This window comes from Lacinutrix algicola (assembly GCF_001418085.1).
Taxonomy (GTDB): domain Bacteria; phylum Bacteroidota; class Bacteroidia; order Flavobacteriales; family Flavobacteriaceae; genus Lacinutrix; species Lacinutrix algicola.
The window spans coordinates 81,724-100,654 of sequence record NZ_LIQH01000040.1 but is presented as its reverse complement, the minus strand read 5'-3'; the positions used below and the strand labels follow the sequence as shown (position 1 = coordinate 100,654).

The following is an 18,931-nucleotide window of genomic DNA, read 5'->3' as shown; positions in this document are numbered from 1 at the left end:
TATTCATTATTCAATTACTTGTCTTACTTCTCCACAAGTCAGCATTTTACCTCCAAAATAAGGATTAATCACATTTTCCTTTTTACTCAGCCAATACACACCTTTATTGTTGTCTCCCATTGGACAAAACTGGTGATATACTTTTTCGTTTATTCCAAAAACTTCAATTACCTCTGTTAATTTTGAAGACAGATCTTTAAAATGCCCTCTTAAATCTTCAATTTCAGAAGTGTTCGAAAGTAGCGTAGTAACAGATTTTAGTTCTTTTTCAAGTGACATCCATTGTTTATGAGCCTCTTGATTTGTTAGTAATGTCATGTCTACTTTAGGCAAATCATTCAATAGTTGTTTTGATTCTGCTTTAATAATGTTTATATCGTCTTTAAGTAAAGCCTCTTTCAATTGGATATAATCATTAAAGACGACTTTTAATTGATTCTGAAATTGTTTTGAAACGTCTATTCGTTCCGTATTAGCTCCTTTTTGACGCGTTGTATTTGTGGTAGTTTCCATTCCTAAATGGCCTTCATGTCCCGTCATAACTTTGCCTCCTTTTTTATTCATCATAGATTTTTTGCCTTGTAACTGTGCAGCAGCATCTACTGTAAAGGTTCCGTTGGTTACCACTTCATCACCAGCGTTTAAACCTTCTAAAACTTGATACTTATCACCAATTTGAGTACCTAATGTAATTTCTCGCATTTCAAAAACAGGTTCATTAGGTTTCGATTTAATATAGACTACAGAGCGTTTTCCTGTCCATAAAACGGCTGTTGTTGGTATAGATAAAGCATCGGATTTACTTGCGGTGATTCCTTTTATTTTCCCTTCTACAAATAGACCAGGTTTTAATATTTGGCCTTTGTTATTAAGTACTACTCGTAATTTTACAGTTCTAGTTCTAGTATCTAAAATAGGATCTATAAAATCTACAGTGCCTTTAAATACTTTATTCACGTAAGCATTAGTCACAACGTCAATATTTTGTCCTTTTTTGAATTGACTAATTTGATTTTCATACACATCAAAGTTCGCCCAAACTGTTGCTAAATTAGAAACTTTAAAAATGGGTTTTCCATCCATGATATGTGCACCATCACTCACTGCTATTTCTGTTACAACACCAGACACATGAGAATAGATTGTAAAACTTGTTTTTACTTGTCCCGTTTTTAAAACGTCGTCTAATTGAGAACCATGAATTTTCCAGTTTTTAAACTTGTTTTGTACTGCTTTGTATAACTGTGGCTGGGATGCTCTAATACTATACGTCGTTATCAATTCTTGCTGTGCTGCGATTAAAGCTGCCGAATAAATTTTAGCAATAGCTTGTCCTTTATTAACCTTTTCGCCTAAAGACTTGACATATAATTTTTCTATTCTTCCGTCAAAATGTGCAGGTTGTATGGCTGTATTGTCTTCATTTTCTACAATTTTACCTGATAGTGTTATAGCATTATCTTCCGTATTAGCATTACCAACTATTGACGTTTGAATATTGGCTAATGCCATAGCGTTTTCAGATAGTTTAAACTGGTCGGCTAATAACCCTTTAGCGCTACTTTCTGCAGGAATTAAATCCATACCGCAAATAGGGCATGGGCCAGATTCGGGTTGCATTATTTGTGGATGCATAGAACAGGTCCACATTTGGTTAGTTTCTGCTGCATTATCATGCTTATGTTCTGTTTCAGTATTAGAAGTACCTCCAAAAAGAAACCATCCCAGTAGTAATCCAACTGCTAATACTGCTGTGTAAATTATATATTTTTTCATTTGACTATATTTTAATATTTCTTAAACGTAACGCATTGGCTATTACTGATACCGAACTAAAACTCATTGCTAATGCTGCAATCATTGGAGATAATAACAATCCGAAAAATGGATATAATATTCCTGCTGCAATTGGTACACCGATAACATTATAAACAAAAGCAAAAAACAAGTTTTGTTGTATGTTTTTAACCACACCATGACTTAAGTTTTTAGCTTTTACAATGCCTTGTAAATCTCCTTTAACTAAAGTAATTGTAGCACTTTCAATAGCAACATCGGTTCCTGTTCCCATGGCAATACCAACGTCCGACTGTGCTAAAGCTGGTGCATCATTAATACCATCTCCCGCCATAGCAACTACTTTTCCTTGCTGTTGCAATTTTTTTATTTCATTTAGTTTATCTTCTGGCAGACATTCTGCTTTATAGTGTTTTAGTTTTAATTGTTCTGCGACTGCTTTAGCTGTGTTTTTATTGTCACCAGTAAGCATAATAACTTCAATACCATTGTCCTGAAGTTGTTTTATAGCCTCTTGACTTGTCTTTTTAATGGCATCAAAAATAGTAACATATCCTACAGCTTCATTTTCTACGGTGATGTAAGACACTGTTTTTCCTTGTTCTTGCTCTGTAATTACTTGACTAGCTAAACTTTCTGATATAGAAATAGAGTATTGCTCTAATAATTTAGCATTTCCTAAAGCTACTTTTTTATTATCAATAGTACCAATAACGCCTTTTCCTGCTACTGCTTCAAAATCGTTTACTTTGGTAATAGCGACCTGTTTTGATTTACCATAATTGACAATAGCTTCTGCTAAAGGATGCTCACTATATTGATTTAAAGAAGCAATGTAGTGGAGTAGTAGCTCTTGTTCAATATTAGTAACAGCAATCACTTTTTCAACAGATGGTTTTCCTTCTGTAATTGTTCCCGTTTTATCTACAATAAGGACATCTACTTTATTCATTGTCTCTAAAGCTTCTGCATTTTTAATTAATACACCAGATTGTGCACCTCTACCAACACCAACCATAACAGACATTGGTGTTGCTAACCCTAAAGCACAAGGACAGGCAATAATTAATACAGCAATGGCATTTACAAACGCAAATACATACGCTGGTTCTGGACCAAATACTGCCCAAAGAATAAAGGTAATTATAGAAACTAGTAATACGGTAGGTACAAAATACTTAGCAATTTTATCTGCCAGTTTCTGTATTGGTGCTTTAGAGCAACTGGCGTTATTAACCATATGAATGATTTGAGACAGTAATGTTTCCGAACCTACTTTTTCAACTTTCATTACAAACGACTTTGTGCCATTTATCGTTCCTGAGGTTACTTTATCGGCTACCACTTTATCAACAGGAATAGGTTCTCCGGTAATCATAGATTCGTCAATACTACTCTGTCCTTCAACAATACTACCATCTACAGGTATTTTCTCTCCTGGTTTTACACGTAATAAATTGCCATGTTCAATCTTATTAATTGCAATAACTTTGTCTTCACTTTCTGTTACCAATGTTGCGGTTGCGGGTACTAATTTTAGTAATTCCTTTATTGCTCCACTAGTTTGACTATGCGCTTTTGCTTCTAATAGTTGTCCTAATAATACTAAGGTTAGAATCACTGTTGCAGCTTCAAAATACACAAAAACATTGCCATCTTCGGTTTTAAAATCTATAGGAAATACGTCTGGAAATAACATAGCGAATACACTAAATAACCAGGCAATACCAGAACCTATTCCGATAAGCGTAAACATGTTAAAGTTTCTTGTTTTAATTGAAGTCCAAGCACGTGTAAAGAACATCCATGTGGCATAAAACACAACAGGAATAGACAATACAAACTGGATCCAATGCCAGGTTTTTTGCTCTAAAACAGTATACAACGGATTATTGCTGAGCATTTCTGACATGGCTATTAAAAATATGGGCACAGTAAAAGTGACTGCAATCCAAAACTTTTTTAATAGTTTATTATAGGTTTTATCTTCTGCTGAAGCATCTGCTTCCAATGGTACTAAATCCATTCCGCAAATGGGACAAGCTCCAGGTTCATCTTTAATAACTTCAGGATGCATTGGGCACGTCCATTGCGTTGTTGTGGTATTTGATAGGTTTTGTTCTTCCACTAAATCCATTCCGCATACTGGGCAATCGCCAGATTTGTCATAGGTTTTATCGCCTTCGCAATGCATAGGACAGTAAAAAGTACCTGTACCTTGTCCTTTGTTTATGTCTACGGACGTGGTACTATTTTCCTTAGCATGATTATGGTCTCCTAAATTATGTATGCTGTATCGACCACCATCGTTTTTTAAAGCCTCCTGAAAGATTTCTAAGGCGATATGTGAATCCATTTCTATCGTAGCTTCGGCCTGATCTAAATCAACTGAAACTTTTAAAACACCTTTTACTTTTGAAAGGGTGTCTTCCACATGACTGCGACATCCGTTGCAAGTCATTCCGTGTATGTGATATGTATGTTTCATTATTGCTGAGTTAAGTAGTTAATAATTATGGTTTGTAAATAGTAGGCTTTAACGGATTCGATTTGGTTCATTTGAAACTTCAATTGCAATTCTTGAATATCTAAAACATCATTAAAATCAATAGTTCCTGTTTCGTAACTTCTTACTAAAATCGATTCGGCATCCTTAGCTTGTTTTAAGTTTTTAGCTTGTGTATTGTAACTTATTCTAGCTGATTTCCTATCGTTTATTGCTTTGTCTAAAAGTGTTTCTAACGTGTTTAAGCGATCTTGTTTCTGAAATTCAATTTCTTGTTGTTGCAATTTGTTTTGTTTGGTTTGTGATTTGTATTTCTTATTGAATATTGGGATTGAAACCGAAACCATTGGCATAACTATATCCTTTCCGTTATCACTAAAATTCATATTCGGTCTTTCGGAAACAGCGATATAATCTAAACCAAAACCAATCATTGGATTGCTTTCTTTCTGATTTACTAGTTCTGATTTTTCTACGGAAGCAAACAGTTTATCATACTTCAACAATTCTGGATGTAATACTAAATTTTCCAAATTTATTTCAAAATCTTCTGAAGGCATATGCAATGCATTTACAACATTTACAGCAATAGTTTTATCCCGATTTAGTAGCTTATTAAAATTAGTTTGCTCTGCTAAAAATTGTTGACTTAAGATGTCTAATAATTGTTGCATTTCATTCTGACGCATTTGCAATCGTAATACATCTACTGCAGATGCTTTACCAACTTCAACAGAGGTTAAAGCTAATGTTTCGTAGGTGTCTAATAATTTAATATTCTCGTTTAAAACTTCTTGTTTTGCTTTATTAGCGTAAAGAGTATAATACGATTGCGACACCGAAGCAACAAGCTTTCGTTTAGCAATTACAATGTCTTCATATTTTGCATCAGCCAATGCGCTTACATAATTTTCGCGTGAAGTAATAGTCCCAAACCAAGGCAACATTTGCTTTGCCGACACTTTAAAACGTTGTGCTCCTGTGCGTGTTTCTGGTTCACTTACAAAATAGCCAGCACTAAAATCGGTGTTTGGAAGCGTGTTAACTTCATTCACTTTTTCTGTAGCAATGGCGTATTGTAATTCAAATTTCTGAATCTCAGGATTATTTTCCAAAGCAGTAGCAATGTATGTTTCTAGTTCTTGTGAATTACCTTGTATAACAAAGAATAAAGAACAAAGAAGCAAGACTACTTTATGTTTGATATGATTTTTATTGTATTTCATTTTATGTTTTTTAGTCTACGCTATATTTTCTTTTTTCTGAAGCCTTTTCACTTTAATCTCTTCTCTCCAGCTATATAAAACCGGAACAATAAAGTAGGAGGTAATGTCAATAACCATCCCTCCAAATATTGGAATTGCCATCGGAATCATAATATCACTTCCTTTACCTGTGGATGTCAAAACGGGTAACAACGCTAAAATGGTGGTTACTGTAGTCATTAAACACGGACGAATTCGTTTTTCGGCAGCATGTAAAGCAGCAGCTCTAATACTTTTTTTATCAGCAGGTTTTTCGCGATCAAAAGTTTGTGTTAGGTAGGTGGCCATAACCACACCATCATCGGTAGCAATACCAAATAGCGCAATAAAACCAACCCAAACGGCGACACTTAAATTAATGGTTTTCATGTTAAAGAGGTCTCGCATATTCTCGCCAAACAAGCTAAAGTTGAAAAACCAATCTTGACCATATAACCAAATCATGATAAAACCACCAGCAAACGCCACCGTAATTCCGGTAAATACCATTAACGATGTAGTTACGGATTTAAACTGAAAATAAAGTATTAAAAAGATGATAGCCAATGCTAACGGAACAACCACAGACAAAGTTTTTTCTGCACGTAATTGATTCTCATAAGTACCTGTAAATTTATAACTGATTCCTTTTGGAACAATTAGATCTCCAGACTCTATTTTTTGTTGAAACAAGGCTTGTGCATTTTCGACAACATCAACCTCTGCAAAACCATCCAATTTATCAAACAAGACATAACCAACTAAAAAGGTGTCTTCACTTTTTATTACTTGTGGACCTTGTTCGTATTTAATGGTTGCCAATTCACTTAACGGAACAGGACTACCCGTTTCTACAGGAATATAAATGTCTTTTAAATCTTCCGGATTACCACGTAACTCTCTTGGATAACGCACTCTTACAGCATAACGTTCTCGTCCTTCAACGGTTTGTGTTAATGCCATACCACCAATAGCAACTTTTAAAACACTTTGTACATCTGCTATTGAAATACCATAACGTGCTATTTTTTCTCTGTCGATATCAATTAGCAAGTAAGGTTTACCAACAATTCTATCTGCAAAAACAGCTTCTATTTTAACGCCTTCCGCTTGTTTTAGTAGTCGTTCCAATTCCAAGCCAAACGCTTCAATTTGTTTTAAATCTTGACCTTTTACTTTAATTCCCATTGGCGCACGCATACCGGTTTGTAGCATGACCAATCGGGTTTCAATAGGTTGTAATTTTGGTGCAGACGTCACGCCTGGTAATTTGGTGACGCGTACAATTTCGTTCCAAATATCATCAGGACTTTTAATTTCTGGTCGCCAGTTTCTGTAATATTCACCGTTGTTATCTTCGATAAGTTGATCTGCTTTAATAGATGTTCCAGAAGTAATAAAACGTACTTTTTTGTCATTCTGAACAGCGTGAAGAATCTCTTGATGAGATTCCTCGTCACTCGTGTCTCGCTCTGTCTGAATGACATTATCTTTCAACTCAAACAACCCATCAGCATTCACTTTATAACGCTGTCTTTTTCCTTCGGAATTGCGCATGTATTCCGATTTATATTGAATCATGTTTTCATACATGGATAAAGGTGCAGGATCTAAAGGCGAATCTGTTCTACCAGCTTTTCCCACTACAGTTTCAATTTCTGGAATAGTCGCAACCGCCATGTCTAATTGCTGAAGCACACGTTTGTTTTCTTCAACACCAGCATGAGGCAAGGAGGTTGGCATTAATAAAAACGACCCTTCATTTAAGGAAGGCATAAACTCTTTTCCTGTATTTTTCATAATCCAAAATCCAGATACAAGAACAGTCGCAGGAATTATTAAAAACAACACTTTGTTGGCTAAAGCCCAGTTTAAAATCTGACTATAATACCTTCTAAAAACAGAAAACACACCTAAAATTCCGAAGCAAATAATAGCAACAAAAATAAGATTGACAATGATACTTCGGTTAAAACCTAATGGTCTCCAATATTCGGCAAGTAGACATACAATTGCAATCGAGGAAATAATAATATTTATTAGATTTATTTTCTTCTCATCTAATCTCTCTAAAACACCTAGTAAACCAGTGATACCAAAAGCAACTAAGAGTAATCCTAACCAAAAGCCGTAAATAATAATTGCAATTCCCGTAAGTATTAAAACGCCATTTAAAAAATATCTAAAGGAATTTTTTAATGTTGTTTTTCTGAATAAATACGCTGCAAAAGGTGGAATTAAAAACAAGGCGATCACCAAAGAGGCTGATAATGCCATCGTTTTTGTAAAGGCTAAAGGTCTAAACAATTTCCCTTCTGCACCAATCATAGTAAATACGGGTACAAAACTGATAATAGTAGTTAAAACGGCAGTTAAAATAGCACCGGACACTTCCGCAGTAGCGTTGTATATGATTTCGTTTATTGATAATTCAGTATTTTCAACAGCATTGTGATTATTTTGAAGAGATTCCTCGTCGCTCCTGCCTCGCTCTGTCGGAATGACATTTTCATTGTCGTCCAAATGTCGAATCATGTTTTCGGCGAGTATGACGCCAACATCAACCATAGTTCCAATAGCAATAGCAATACCCGAAAGCGCAACAATATTAGCATCTATGTTAAACAGTTTCATGGCAACAAAAACCATTAAAACAGCAACTGGTAATAATCCTGAAATTAAAATGGAAGCTCTTAAATTAAAAACCATTATTATAATCACCAAAATGGTAATTAATATTTCTAATGTCAATGCTTCGTTAAGCGTATCTAAAGTTTCTACAATCAGTTCTGTACGATCGTAAAAAGGAACCACTGTTAATTGAGAGATGCGTCCGTCTGCTAATACTTTAGATGGCAAACCACCTTTAAGCTCGTTAATTTTTGCTTTTACATTGGTAATGACTTCCATCGGATTGGCACCATATCTTGCCACTACAACACCACCAACAACTTCGGCACCTTCTTTGTCTAAAATCCCTCTTCGTGCAGCAGGACCTAACGTAACCTTACCAATATCTTTAATTTTAATGGAAGTAAAGTCGGCGGAAGTCACTACAGCGTTTTCAATATCTTCAACAGATTTTACATAGCCTAAACCACGCACTAAATATTCCGCTTGATTAATTTCTAAGGTCTGTGCACCAATGTCTTGATTACTATTTTTAACTGCTTTTACAACTTGATTTAAACCAATATTGTATTGGCGCATTAATTCAGGGTCAACATCGACTTGATATTCTTGAACATAACCACCAATAGAAGCGACTTCGGCAACACCACTAGCAGAAGATAAGCCGTATTTTACATAGTAATCTTGAATGCTTCTTAGTTCTTGTAAGTCCCAACCGCCAGTCACGTTTCCGTCTGCGTCACGACCTTCTAAAGTATACCAAAATATTTGCCCTAGACCTGTAGCATCCGGTCCTAAAGCAGGATTTATACCTTCTGGCAATAAGTTACTTGGTAAAGAATTTAGCTTTTCTAAAATACGACTACGGCTCCAGTAAAATTCAACATCTTCTTCAAAAATGACGTAGATACTAGAGAATCCAAACATAGACGAACTACGAATAGTTTTTACTCCAGGAATACCCAATAGGGAAGAGGTTAATGGATAGGTGATTTGATTCTCAATATCTTGAGGTGACCGACCATCCCATTTAGTGAATACAATTTGTTGGTTTTCGCCAATATCAGGAATGGCATCTACAGCAACAGGATCGCTTGGTAAAAAGCCAGTGTCCCAATTAAATGGTGCATTTACAGTTCCCCAACCAATAAAAAGGGCGAGTAATAATACGGCTACTAGTTTATTTTCTATTAGAAATTTAATGCTTCTATTTAGCATAAGGTTTGATGTTTAAAACAATTAGAAAGAGATGCCATCCCAAATAGGAAAACACCGAATACAGTAAATTATCCTAATGATATAAATCACTGGATAATACAGTCTATTGTTTTAAAATCAGATTAAATAAGTCTCGTCTAACTTAAAGATTTGCGTTCTGACGAGTGGTGGGTGATACGTTTCAAACGTAGAGGTGTTATTTTCGACACCTTCAAAAAGATTGATATACGTATAAACAAATGAAGCTATAAAAACTTGTTGTTCAAAAGAAATTTGATCTACTTGTAGTTGTAATTCATTTTGACCATCAACTACTAATTGTTCATCATTACAGCAGTTTTTCTTTGTAATAGAACATTTTTTAGTTGCAGGTTTTTCCATTTTCATGCCGCAACCTTCTGCTTTGTTAAACAATGCAGTTTCTACTAAAGTATCGCCACAATAATGCATGTTCATAGTGAATGACAGTGTAGAGAATAACACTACAAAAGCCATTGCAAAAGACATTATTTTATGGAATACTTGCTTCATGATTAAATGCAAAGGTAAAATAACTTTTATATTTTATTCAAAATGTTGTGTTAATTTAGATGCATCCCAAAACATCCCTAATGTTAAAACTATTCTTAAAAAAGGCGGAAATCTAAAAAAGAATAAAGACATAATGTAAATTTGTACTCATTAACTATTAATAAAAAATAAGATGAGTAAACAACCCTTATTAACTCCATATAATAAAAATATAAATTTAAAAAACAGAGTCGTTATGGCACCTATGACGCGTAGTCGTGCAGATAACGAAGGTAAAGTAGCAACAAATGAATTACAAGGCTTGTATTATGAGCAACGTGCTTCGGCTGGTTTAATTATTACAGAAGGTTCTCAAGTCTCTAAACAAGCTGTGGGATATATAAATACACCAGGAATTTATACCGATACACAAGTAGAAGGATGGAAAAAAGTAACGAAGCGTGTACACGATAAAGGAGGAAAAATCTTTATTCAATTATGGCACGTTGGACGTATGTCTCATCCAGATTTTCATAATGGCGAATTACCAGTTTCGGCTTCAGCTTTAAATCCGAATTCAAAATCGTTTACTCCAGGAGGTTTCAAGGATACTGTGACACCAAAGGAAATGACTATTGCAGATATTAAGCAAACGGTTGAAGATTTTAAAAATGCAGCAGCAAATGCAGTAAAAGCAGGTTTTGATGGTGTCGAAATTCATTCTTCAAATGGATATTTATTTCAGCAATTCTTCAATGGAACGTCTAATACAAGAACAGACGACTATGGTGGAAGTATTGAAAACAGAACACGTTTTTTCTTCGAAGTTTTAGACGCTATGAAAGCCGTGATTCCACAGGAAAAAATAGGTGTTCGTTTTAATCCGTCGTTAGATGGTTTATTCGGTATAACAATGGATAAGGATACCATTCCAACATTCGAATACATTATTAAAAAACTAAACGATTACAATTTAGCTTATGTACATTTATCTGAACCGTTTACAGATGTTTCTGAAATTCCTTTTGCTGTAACAGAAATAGCAAAACACTTTAGACCATTATATAACGGTACTTTAATGATTAATACCGCTTTTAATCAAGAGAAAGGAAACAAAGTATTGGAAGCTGGTGATGCCGATTTAATCGCTTACGGAAAGCCATTTATTTCTAATCCAGATTTAGTGGAGCGTTTTGAAAACAATTTAGAATTAGCAGAATGGGATGAAGATACGTTTTACACCACAGGAGTAAAGGGATATACAGATTATCCAAAAGCTTCTAAATAATTAATTTAACTTATAACAGTCCTATTTCAAGAGTATTAAATATAGAAATTGAATTAAAATCAATATTAATAAAATATTATAATGACAACAGTAAAAGCATATCAACACCGGTAACGGTTGACGAGAAATTAGTTTTACGTATTCCTGAGAATTTAGACGACGCAGGAGCAGCACCGTTATTATGTGCAGGTATTACAACATGGTTACCTTAAGTCACCGGAAAGTTAAAAAAGGAGATAAAGTAGGTGTAGTTGGTCTTGGAGGATTAGGACATATGGGTGTTAAGTTTGCACACGCTTTAGGAGCGCATGTTGTTATGATTACAACATCTCCAGAAAAAGGTAAAGATGCTAAAAGATTAGGAGCACATGAATTATTGGTTTCTAAAGATACTGAGGATATGAAAAGGCATCAAGGAAGTTTCGATTTTATCTTAAATACCATTCCTGTAGGTCATGAAATCGCTTAAAAATTAAAGCATTTTTAATTTTTATAATATAGCAGTCTCTAAGTTATTTAGAGGCTGTTTTTGTTTTTAGGCTAAAGCCGAAAAATTCTCATCGATAAATAACAGGCTTTTGTATAGTCAATCGTCTCAAACGTCTATTACTTTATAATAAGATAGTATAAAGTTTAATATTTGAAATGTAAAATTAAAACACTCAAAAAAATGAAACTATATCTAATCCTTGCAAGCTTATTATTTGTGCAACTTTCTTTCGCACAAGAAGCTTCAACTAACGCTTCAGAAAAAATATGGTCTTTAGAAGACTGTATTACTTATGCTTTAGAAAATAATATTACAGTAAAAAATGCTGCTTTAAGTAAAAGTATTGCAGAAGTAGATTATGAAAAAGCAAAATCTTCTAGATTACCAAATTTGTTTGGTAGCGCCTCTCAAAGTTTTTCTAACGGAAGTACTATCGATCCTATTACAAGTAATTTTGTAACAGATCAAATACATAGTACAAATGTTGGTATTAATAGTTCTTTAACCTTGTTTCAAGGTAATCAAATTAACAATCAAATTAAACAAAATAAAATAGTATTAGAGCAAAGTGTTTTTGAAGAAGAAGTAGAAAAAAACAACATCGCTTTAAATATTTTAGAAATCTATTTACAAACACTTTACAGTAAAGAAAGTATCACTATTGCTGAGAATAATGTAGCAGCTTCAGAAAAAGAAGTCTTGAGAGCAAAAGCACGTTTAGATGCAGGAACAATTGCTTTAAGCGATTATACAGAGGCGCAAAGCCAAACGGCAACAAACAAATTTAATGTTATTGCTGCAAAAAACGATTACCAACAATACATCATTCAATTAAAACAATTATTAGAATTATCTCCATTAGAAGATATTGAAATTGAAACTATTGATGAAAATATGGATTTAATAAACCTTGAGCTTAATAAAATTGATGTTTATAATAACGCTTTAGGTTTTATGCCAGAAATAAAGGCTAGCGTACTTAATATAGAGGCTAATGAGAAAGCACTTGATATTGCTAAAGGTGGTTTTTTACCAACATTATCTTTAACAGGAAGTATAGGTTCTGGTTATACGAGTATTAATGATAATACATTTTCAGACCAATTTGATGTTAATTTTAATCAGAAATTAGGCTTGTCTTTAAGCATTCCAATATTTAATAGAAACCAAACAAAAGCAGCAGTACAAACAGCAAATTTAAATATAGAACGCTCACAAATTCAAAAGCAATCTACCGAAAAGGAAATTTATAAAAAAGTAGAAACAGCCTATCAAAATGCAGTATCTGCACAAGAGCAAGTTATTGCTGCAGAAGCATCAAAAACAGCTGCAGAGCAATCGTATAAACTAGCACTAAAAAAGTACGAGTTAGGTTCTTTAAGTACAACCGATTTAGTGATTAGCCAAAACACATTCACCAACACACAACAAAACTATTTACAATCTAAATACTTAAATATTTTATACCACCAATTATTACAATTTTATCAAGGAAACGATATCAAACTTTAATCTATACCATTATGAAAAAGAAAATTATAATCAGCGTCTTAGTATTAGCAGCAATTGCCGCAGCAGCCTTTGTGTTTTTAAAAGGTGACGATGCCATTATCGTAGAAGCAAAAACGATTATTGCTAAAAAAGCAAATGTAACCACTATGGTTACAGCAACAGGTACTATGGAGCCTATTACGCAAGTAGAAGTAGGGACACAAGTATCTGGAGTGGTAGAGAAAATATATGTGGACTATAATAGCGTTGTTACCGAAGGCCAGCTGATTGCCGAATTGGATAAAACCAATCTAAATGCAGCCAAAACACAAGCACAAGCTGTTTATGATAATGCGGTTAGTCAGCGAAATTATACAAAAACGATTTACGACCGACAAAAAACATTGTTCGATAATCAAGTGATTAGTAAATCTGATTTTGATGATGCAGCCTTTAACTATGAAACTGCAAAAGGAACGGTAACACAACGTTATTCCGATTTACAACAAGCCAGAACCAATTTAGGTTATGCCAATATTTATTCGCCAATTGATGGTGTGGTATTGTCTAGAGCGATCGATGAAGGACAAACGGTAGCAGCAAGTTTAAGTACACCAACGCTATTTACAATTGCGCAAGATTTAAAAGAAATGCAAGTAGAAGCAGATGTGGATGAAGCAGATATTGGACAAGTAATAGAAGGACAACGTGTAGAATTTACAGTAGATGCCTACCTAGGAGAGACCTTTGAAGGTGAAGTAACACTCGTACGTTTAGATCCAACGGTTACTTCAAATGTTGTAACATATACCGTTGTGATTAAGGCAGATAATCCAGACTTAAAACTAAAACCAGGTTTAACAGCTACCATTTCTATTTACACTTTAGAATTAAAAGATGTGTTAACAGCTGAAGCCAAAGCCATTAATTTTAAGCCAACACGACTAGAGCTTGCGGCGTATAACGAACAACAAAATATTACAGTTGAAACACCAAAAGAAAGATCGGCTGAAAGAAATACGGGAAGCGTTGTTTGGGTGTATGGAAGTAATGGTGAAGTTACCTCTAAACCAGTAACATTGGGAGCAAGCGATGGCGTAAACGTTCAAATTATTGACGGAATTTCTGAAGGTGACAAATTAGTGTACAGTTTAGAAGGCGTAAGTGCTTCTGAAACAAAAACAGCAGATAAAAGCGAAAGTCCATTTATGCCAACAACAACAAGAGGTGGAGGAAAAAGATAATACGATGAGCAAAGAAATCATAAAAATAGAAGATTTAAAACGCGAATTTACCATGGGAGCCGAAACGGTACGCGCTTTACGAGGTATCTCGTTTGATATAAAAGAAGGGGAATTTGTAACCATTATGGGTTCATCGGGTTCTGGAAAAAGTACGATGTTGAATATATTGGGTTGTTTAGATCAACCAACATCAGGATTATATGAAATTGATGGTGTATCGGTAAAAGATTTATCTCGAAATGAATTAGCAACCATAAGAAACGAGAAAATTGGGTTCATTTTTCAATCGTATAATCTATTAGCAAGAACATCGGCTATTGAAAACGTAGAATTACCATTACTATATAACAGTAAAGTTTCTACTGAAGAACGCAGAAAACGAGCTATTGAAGCCTTAAAAAAAGTAGGTCTAGGTGAACGGTTAGATCATACACCAGCACAGCTCTCAGGAGGGCAGCAACAACGTGTTGCCATTGCCAGATCTCTGGTTAATAATCCTGTTATGTTACTTGCCGATGAAGCAACAGGAAACTTGGACACACGAACTGCCTATGAAATTATGTCCATTTTTCAAGAGTTAAACGAACAAGGTATTACCATCGCTTTTGTAACGCACGAAGAAGATATTGCAACATTTAGTAGTAGAACCATTGTTTTAAAAGATGGAAATATCATTCAAGATAACAAAAATGAAAATGTACAATCAGCAAAAGTAGAGTTAGCAAAATTACCTAAACAAGACGATTAATTATGAGACTATTAAATTTATTTAAAATCGCTTTTAAAGCCATCGTTCTTAATAAAATGAGAACTTTACTAACTATGTTAGGCATCATTATAGGTGTAGCATCGGTAATTGCAATGCTCGCTATTGGTGAAGGCTCTAAAGAAAGCATTCGCGAAAGTATTTCGGCTATGGGTTCTAATATTATTACTATAAGGCCAGCGTCTACTTCAAGTAGTGGAGTTCGGCCAAGTGCAGGTGAGATGCAATCACTTACCCTTAAAGATTATGAAGCCATTAAAGATCAAGCCACCTTTTTAAGTTATGCAACACCATTGGTAAATGGTAGCGGACAAGTTATAAACGGTTCCAATAACTGGCCAAGTACTATTTATGGCGTAAATCCAGATTATCTCAAAATTAAAGTAGTTGATTTACAAAGCGGCAGTATGTTTACAGATTCCGAAGTAAAAACAGCGGCTAAAGTAGCGCTTATTGGTCAGACGGTTGTTGATAATGTGTTTCCTGATGGACAAGATCCCATAGGACAGATGATTCGTTTCAATAATATTCCGTTTAAAGTAATTGGTGTATTAGAAGTAAAAGGCGAAAATACCTTCGGTCAAGACCAAGATGATGTGGTTATTGCACCTTATACAACCGTACAAAAACGTATTTTGGCTATAGATTATATCAATCAAATTATGGCATCGGCAGTAAGTGAAGAAGAAGCGCCAAATGCGGTAACGGAAGTCTCAGAGATTATGAGAGCACAACACAAAATATCTAATCCAAATCTAGACGATTTTAGTGTACAATCTATGGAAGAATTGATTTCTACGTTTAGTTCTACCAGCGAAATGTTAACCGTTTTATTAGTTGCAGTAGCCAGTATATCTCTATTAATTGGTGGTATTGGTATTATGAATATTATGTATGTTTCTGTAAAAGAACGTACTAAAGAAATCGGATTAAGAATGGCTGTAGGAGCAAAAGGAGCAGATATTTTAATGCAGTTTTTAATAGAAGCCATTTTAATAAGTATTACAGGTGGTGTATTAGGTGTACTATTAGGACTAGGATCCACGGTTTTTATAGAAAAATTCTTAAATTGGCCTACAAGTGTTGCGCTGTATTCTATAGTAATTTCGTTTGCAGTTTGTGCGGTAACAGGTATCTTTTTTGGATATTATCCAGCTAGAAAAGCTTCGGCATTAGATCCTATAACTGCGTTACGTTACGAGTAAAATTAATAATAGAAACACAGTAAAAATAGTAGTAATGATTTAAAAAGGGTAGAAGTATTCTTAAAATAAGAATTATAGAACGATAAAAACTTAACAAAATGAAAGATGATGATGGCGCCATTTTTACAGCTTATATTTTTGCAGATAATTACTTCGAAATATAAGTGAGACTGATAAATTAGAATTTCATGTACAAAAATAAAACAATTACAATCTTTTTACATATTCTTGTTTGGCTAACATTATTTTGTTTGCCTTACTTATTGTCTTACGGGCAAGAACAAGAATTAGATAGAGTAAAAGCACACTTCTGGATTCCTTTATTTTTCTCTGCAATAGTCTTTTACATTAATTACTTTGTATTAGTAAATCGCTATTTATTTCCTAAAAAAATGCTGCAATTTATCTTGGTAAATTTAGGATTAATACTCTTCTTCTTATTTTTTAAAGAATATATTGAAGATCATTATTTTCAAGAATTAGTTAAAAAACGACTAGAGAATACAAGAAGAATTGGGCCTCCATTTAAAATAGCGATATACATTCAAATATTAACCTATATGGCTCCGTTGTTTTTAGCAGTGGCTCTTAAAACTACAAAACAATGGGTAAAAACAGAAGCAAAACGTAAGGAAGCTGCTAATTTTAAACTACAATCTGAGTTACAACATTTACATTATCAATTACAACCACATTTCTTTTTTAACTCATTGAATAATATTTATGCAATGGTCGATATTTCGCCAGATCAAGCTAAAACATCTATTCATAGTTTAAGTAAGTTGATGCGTTATATGTTATATGAAACAAATGTAGAATCTATTCTCTTATCAAAAGAAATAGATTTTATGAAAAAGTACATCGACCTCATGAAGCTTCGAGTTTCCGATAAAACAGTGGTTAACTATAGTTTTCCTGTAAAAGAAACAGGTATAAAAATTGCACCTCTATTATTTATATCATTAATTGAAAATGCCTTTAAGCATGGTGTTTCTGCAAGTAAAGAAAGTTTAATTGCTATAGACATGATTTGCAAGGATAAAACGGTAACCTTTACTATTGAGAACGATAATTACCCTAAACTTAGTGAAGATAAAAGTGGTTCTGGTATTGGCTTACAAAATATAGTAAAACGTTTAGAGTTGTTGTATCCTGATCGCCATGAGTTTAAAACAACACTAAAAGCTGATCGTTTTTTAGTACATTTAGAAATTGAAACTACTTAAAAAATGAATAATATAAAAATAACATGTATTGTTGTAGATGATGAGCCTATGGCACTGAATTTAGTAGAAAGTTATGTTGAAAAAACACCTTTTCTAGAACTAAAGAAGAAGTGTAGTAGTGCTATTGAAGCCATGGAATTTATAAAAAAAGAACCTGTAGATTTATTGTTTTTAGATATACAAATGCCAGATTTAACAGGTATTGAATTTTCAAGAATGTTACCTAAAGAAACTCGTGTGATTTTTACAACTGCATTCGATCAATATGCGCTTGAAGGTTTTAAGGTAGAAGCATTAGATTATCTTTTAAAACCTTTTGATTATGCCGAGTTTCTTGCTGCAGCAAACAAAGCCAATATTTGGTTTGAATTGCTAAATGGGAAAGAACAAAAGACACAAAACATGGTTTCGGAGGAAAAAGAATTCCTTTTTGTAAAATCCGAATATAAACAGTTACGTATAAAATTAGCTGATGTTTTGTATTTTGAAGGACTAAAAGATTATATTAAAATATGGCTTAAAGATAACCAGAAACCTATTTTAACTTTAATGAGTTTAAAATCTTTAGAAGCCGAACTTCCAGAACATCAATTTATGCGTGTGCATCGTTCGTTTATAGTTGCGCTAGATAATATAGATGTTATCGAGCGTAGCCAGATTATTATTAATAAACAACGCATCACAGTTTCAGAACAATACAAACCTAAATTCTTGGCTTTTGTGAATAATAATTCGTTATAAATCCTTGTTTTAGTTTCATCTATACATTCTTCTAAATAGTAGATAAATACATCTAGTTTATCTATTCTCTTTTTTTGCGCAAGAATAGCATAGTACTTTTGCATCATAATAAAAAATCAAACTTATATTATGAAAAAAATTCTATTATCATTGGCCTTAACAGCAACTATGTTTAGTTGTGACAGTGTAAAAAATGTAAACACATCTTCTGTAGCAAACGCAGCAACTTTGTTAAGTTCATTAAGCTCAAATTCAACTGTTCAACAAATTTCTAGCCTATTTAGTTTATTAGATTCTAATAAAGATGAAGCAATTAGCTCAACTGAAGCAATAGGTTCTGTAGCAGAAAACTTTAATGTATTAGATACAGATAGCAATTCTAGTTTAAACCTTACCGAATTAACAGGTTTATTGGCTTTATTAAAATAATTTTATTTTTTAGTCTAAAATAAAGGTATGCTTTAACTAGTATACCTTTTTTATGCGATATATTTAATAATTGTATGAGTTAATAGTATTCAATCTATAAAAACATTGTATTGGTCGATACAATTTTGGTATTGGTCTATTTGCT

At 33.6% G+C, this 18,931-nt stretch carries 13 protein-coding genes and 1 pseudogene; 9 read left to right on the top strand and 5 right to left on the bottom strand.

The annotated features are described in order from the left end of the window. Positions 1-6: 6 nt before the first annotated feature. From ASC41_RS13430 to ASC41_RS13410, 5 genes are all read right to left on the bottom strand, one after another. A complete protein-coding gene (locus tag ASC41_RS13430) occupies positions 7-1,776 on the bottom strand; it encodes an efflux RND transporter periplasmic adaptor subunit (RefSeq protein WP_055437167.1) in 1,770 nt (589 codons plus the stop codon). Between the two features lie 4 nt (positions 1,777-1,780). Continuing rightward, positions 1,781-4,285 carry a heavy metal translocating P-type ATPase gene (locus ASC41_RS13425; protein ID WP_055437166.1) on the bottom strand — a complete coding sequence of 835 codons (2,505 nt, stop codon included), beginning with the start codon at positions 4,283-4,285 and terminating at the stop codon, positions 1,781-1,783. Further along, entirely contained in the window at positions 4,285-5,529 is a 1,245-nt protein-coding gene (locus ASC41_RS13420; RefSeq protein WP_055437165.1) for a TolC family protein, read from the bottom strand. The genes ASC41_RS13425 and ASC41_RS13420 overlap by 1 nt, the downstream gene beginning before the upstream one ends. 15 nt (positions 5,530-5,544) lie before the next feature. Continuing rightward, positions 5,545-9,396, bottom strand: coding sequence for an efflux RND transporter permease subunit (locus tag ASC41_RS13415; RefSeq protein ID WP_055437164.1), 3,852 nt, complete (start codon positions 9,394-9,396; stop codon positions 5,545-5,547). A gap of 117 nt (positions 9,397-9,513) precedes the next feature. Next, positions 9,514-9,927 (bottom strand): HYC_CC_PP family protein, encoded by a 414-nt coding sequence (locus ASC41_RS13410; protein WP_074939606.1) that lies wholly within the window; start codon positions 9,925-9,927, stop codon positions 9,514-9,516. 172 nt (positions 9,928-10,099) lie between these two features. Here ASC41_RS13410 and ASC41_RS13405 point away from each other — a divergent pair, with 172 nt between their 5' ends. The 9 genes and pseudogenes from ASC41_RS13405 to ASC41_RS13365 all read left to right on the top strand — a co-directional run bounded on the left by ASC41_RS13405 (position 10,100) and on the right by ASC41_RS13365 (position 18,786). Beyond that, positions 10,100-11,194, top strand: a complete 1,095-nt coding sequence (locus ASC41_RS13405) for an alkene reductase (RefSeq protein ID WP_055437163.1) — start codon at positions 10,100-10,102, stop codon at positions 11,192-11,194. A gap of 101 nt (positions 11,195-11,295) precedes the next feature. Continuing rightward, positions 11,296-11,657 (top strand): annotated as a pseudogene (locus ASC41_RS13400) (zinc-binding dehydrogenase); the annotation flags it as partial. 207 nt (positions 11,658-11,864) lie between these two features. Continuing rightward, a complete protein-coding gene (locus tag ASC41_RS13395; protein ID WP_055437162.1) occupies positions 11,865-13,196 on the top strand; it encodes a TolC family protein in 1,332 nt (443 codons plus the stop codon). A gap of 11 nt (positions 13,197-13,207) precedes the next feature. Further along, a complete protein-coding gene (locus ASC41_RS13390) occupies positions 13,208-14,419 on the top strand; it encodes an efflux RND transporter periplasmic adaptor subunit (RefSeq protein ID WP_055437161.1) in 1,212 nt (403 codons plus the stop codon). A 4-nt stretch (positions 14,420-14,423) separates the two neighbouring features. Beyond that, complete coding sequence (locus ASC41_RS13385; protein ID WP_055437409.1) at positions 14,424-15,167, top strand: ABC transporter ATP-binding protein; 744 nt, start codon at positions 14,424-14,426, stop codon at positions 15,165-15,167. Positions 15,168-15,169: 2 nt separating this feature from the next. Then, a complete protein-coding gene (locus ASC41_RS13380; RefSeq protein ID WP_055437160.1) occupies positions 15,170-16,390 on the top strand; it encodes an ABC transporter permease in 1,221 nt (406 codons plus the stop codon). A 188-nt stretch (positions 16,391-16,578) separates the two neighbouring features. Next, positions 16,579-17,616, top strand: a complete 1,038-nt coding sequence (locus ASC41_RS13375) for a sensor histidine kinase (RefSeq protein ID WP_055437159.1) — start codon at positions 16,579-16,581, stop codon at positions 17,614-17,616. A gap of 3 nt (positions 17,617-17,619) precedes the next feature. Next, positions 17,620-18,357, top strand: a complete 738-nt coding sequence (locus ASC41_RS13370) for a LytR/AlgR family response regulator transcription factor (protein WP_206542929.1) — start codon at positions 17,620-17,622, stop codon at positions 18,355-18,357. Between the two features lie 129 nt (positions 18,358-18,486). Continuing rightward, on the top strand, positions 18,487-18,786 hold the full coding sequence (locus ASC41_RS13365) for a hypothetical protein (protein ID WP_055437158.1): 300 nt from the start codon (positions 18,487-18,489) through the stop codon (positions 18,784-18,786). The last annotated feature ends 145 nt before the right edge of the window (positions 18,787-18,931 follow it).

What these genes read in the sequence shown, in the direction of transcription:
- ASC41_RS13430 (WP_055437167.1), bottom strand. Translation starts at nt 1,776, where the DNA reads ATGAAAAAATATATAATTTACACAGCAGTATTAGCAGTTGGATTACTA.
- ASC41_RS13425 (WP_055437166.1), bottom strand. Translation starts at nt 4,285, where the DNA reads ATGAAACATACATATCACATACACGGAATGACTTGCAACGGATGTCGC.
- ASC41_RS13420 (WP_055437165.1), bottom strand. Translation starts at nt 5,529, where the DNA reads ATGAAATACAATAAAAATCATATCAAACATAAAGTAGTCTTGCTTCTT.
- ASC41_RS13415 (WP_055437164.1), bottom strand. Translation starts at nt 9,396, where the DNA reads ATGCTAAATAGAAGCATTAAATTTCTAATAGAAAATAAACTAGTAGCC.
- ASC41_RS13410 (WP_074939606.1), bottom strand. Translation starts at nt 9,927, where the DNA reads ATGAAGCAAGTATTCCATAAAATAATGTCTTTTGCAATGGCTTTTGTA.
- ASC41_RS13405 (WP_055437163.1), top strand. Translation starts at nt 10,100, where the DNA reads ATGAGTAAACAACCCTTATTAACTCCATATAATAAAAATATAAATTTA.
- ASC41_RS13395 (WP_055437162.1), top strand. Translation starts at nt 11,865, where the DNA reads ATGAAACTATATCTAATCCTTGCAAGCTTATTATTTGTGCAACTTTCT.
- ASC41_RS13390 (WP_055437161.1), top strand. Translation starts at nt 13,208, where the DNA reads ATGAAAAAGAAAATTATAATCAGCGTCTTAGTATTAGCAGCAATTGCC.
- ASC41_RS13385 (WP_055437409.1), top strand. Translation starts at nt 14,424, where the DNA reads ATGAGCAAAGAAATCATAAAAATAGAAGATTTAAAACGCGAATTTACC.
- ASC41_RS13380 (WP_055437160.1), top strand. Translation starts at nt 15,170, where the DNA reads ATGAGACTATTAAATTTATTTAAAATCGCTTTTAAAGCCATCGTTCTT.
- ASC41_RS13375 (WP_055437159.1), top strand. Translation starts at nt 16,579, where the DNA reads ATGTACAAAAATAAAACAATTACAATCTTTTTACATATTCTTGTTTGG.
- ASC41_RS13370 (WP_206542929.1), top strand. Translation starts at nt 17,620, where the DNA reads ATGAATAATATAAAAATAACATGTATTGTTGTAGATGATGAGCCTATG.
- ASC41_RS13365 (WP_055437158.1), top strand. Translation starts at nt 18,487, where the DNA reads ATGAAAAAAATTCTATTATCATTGGCCTTAACAGCAACTATGTTTAGT.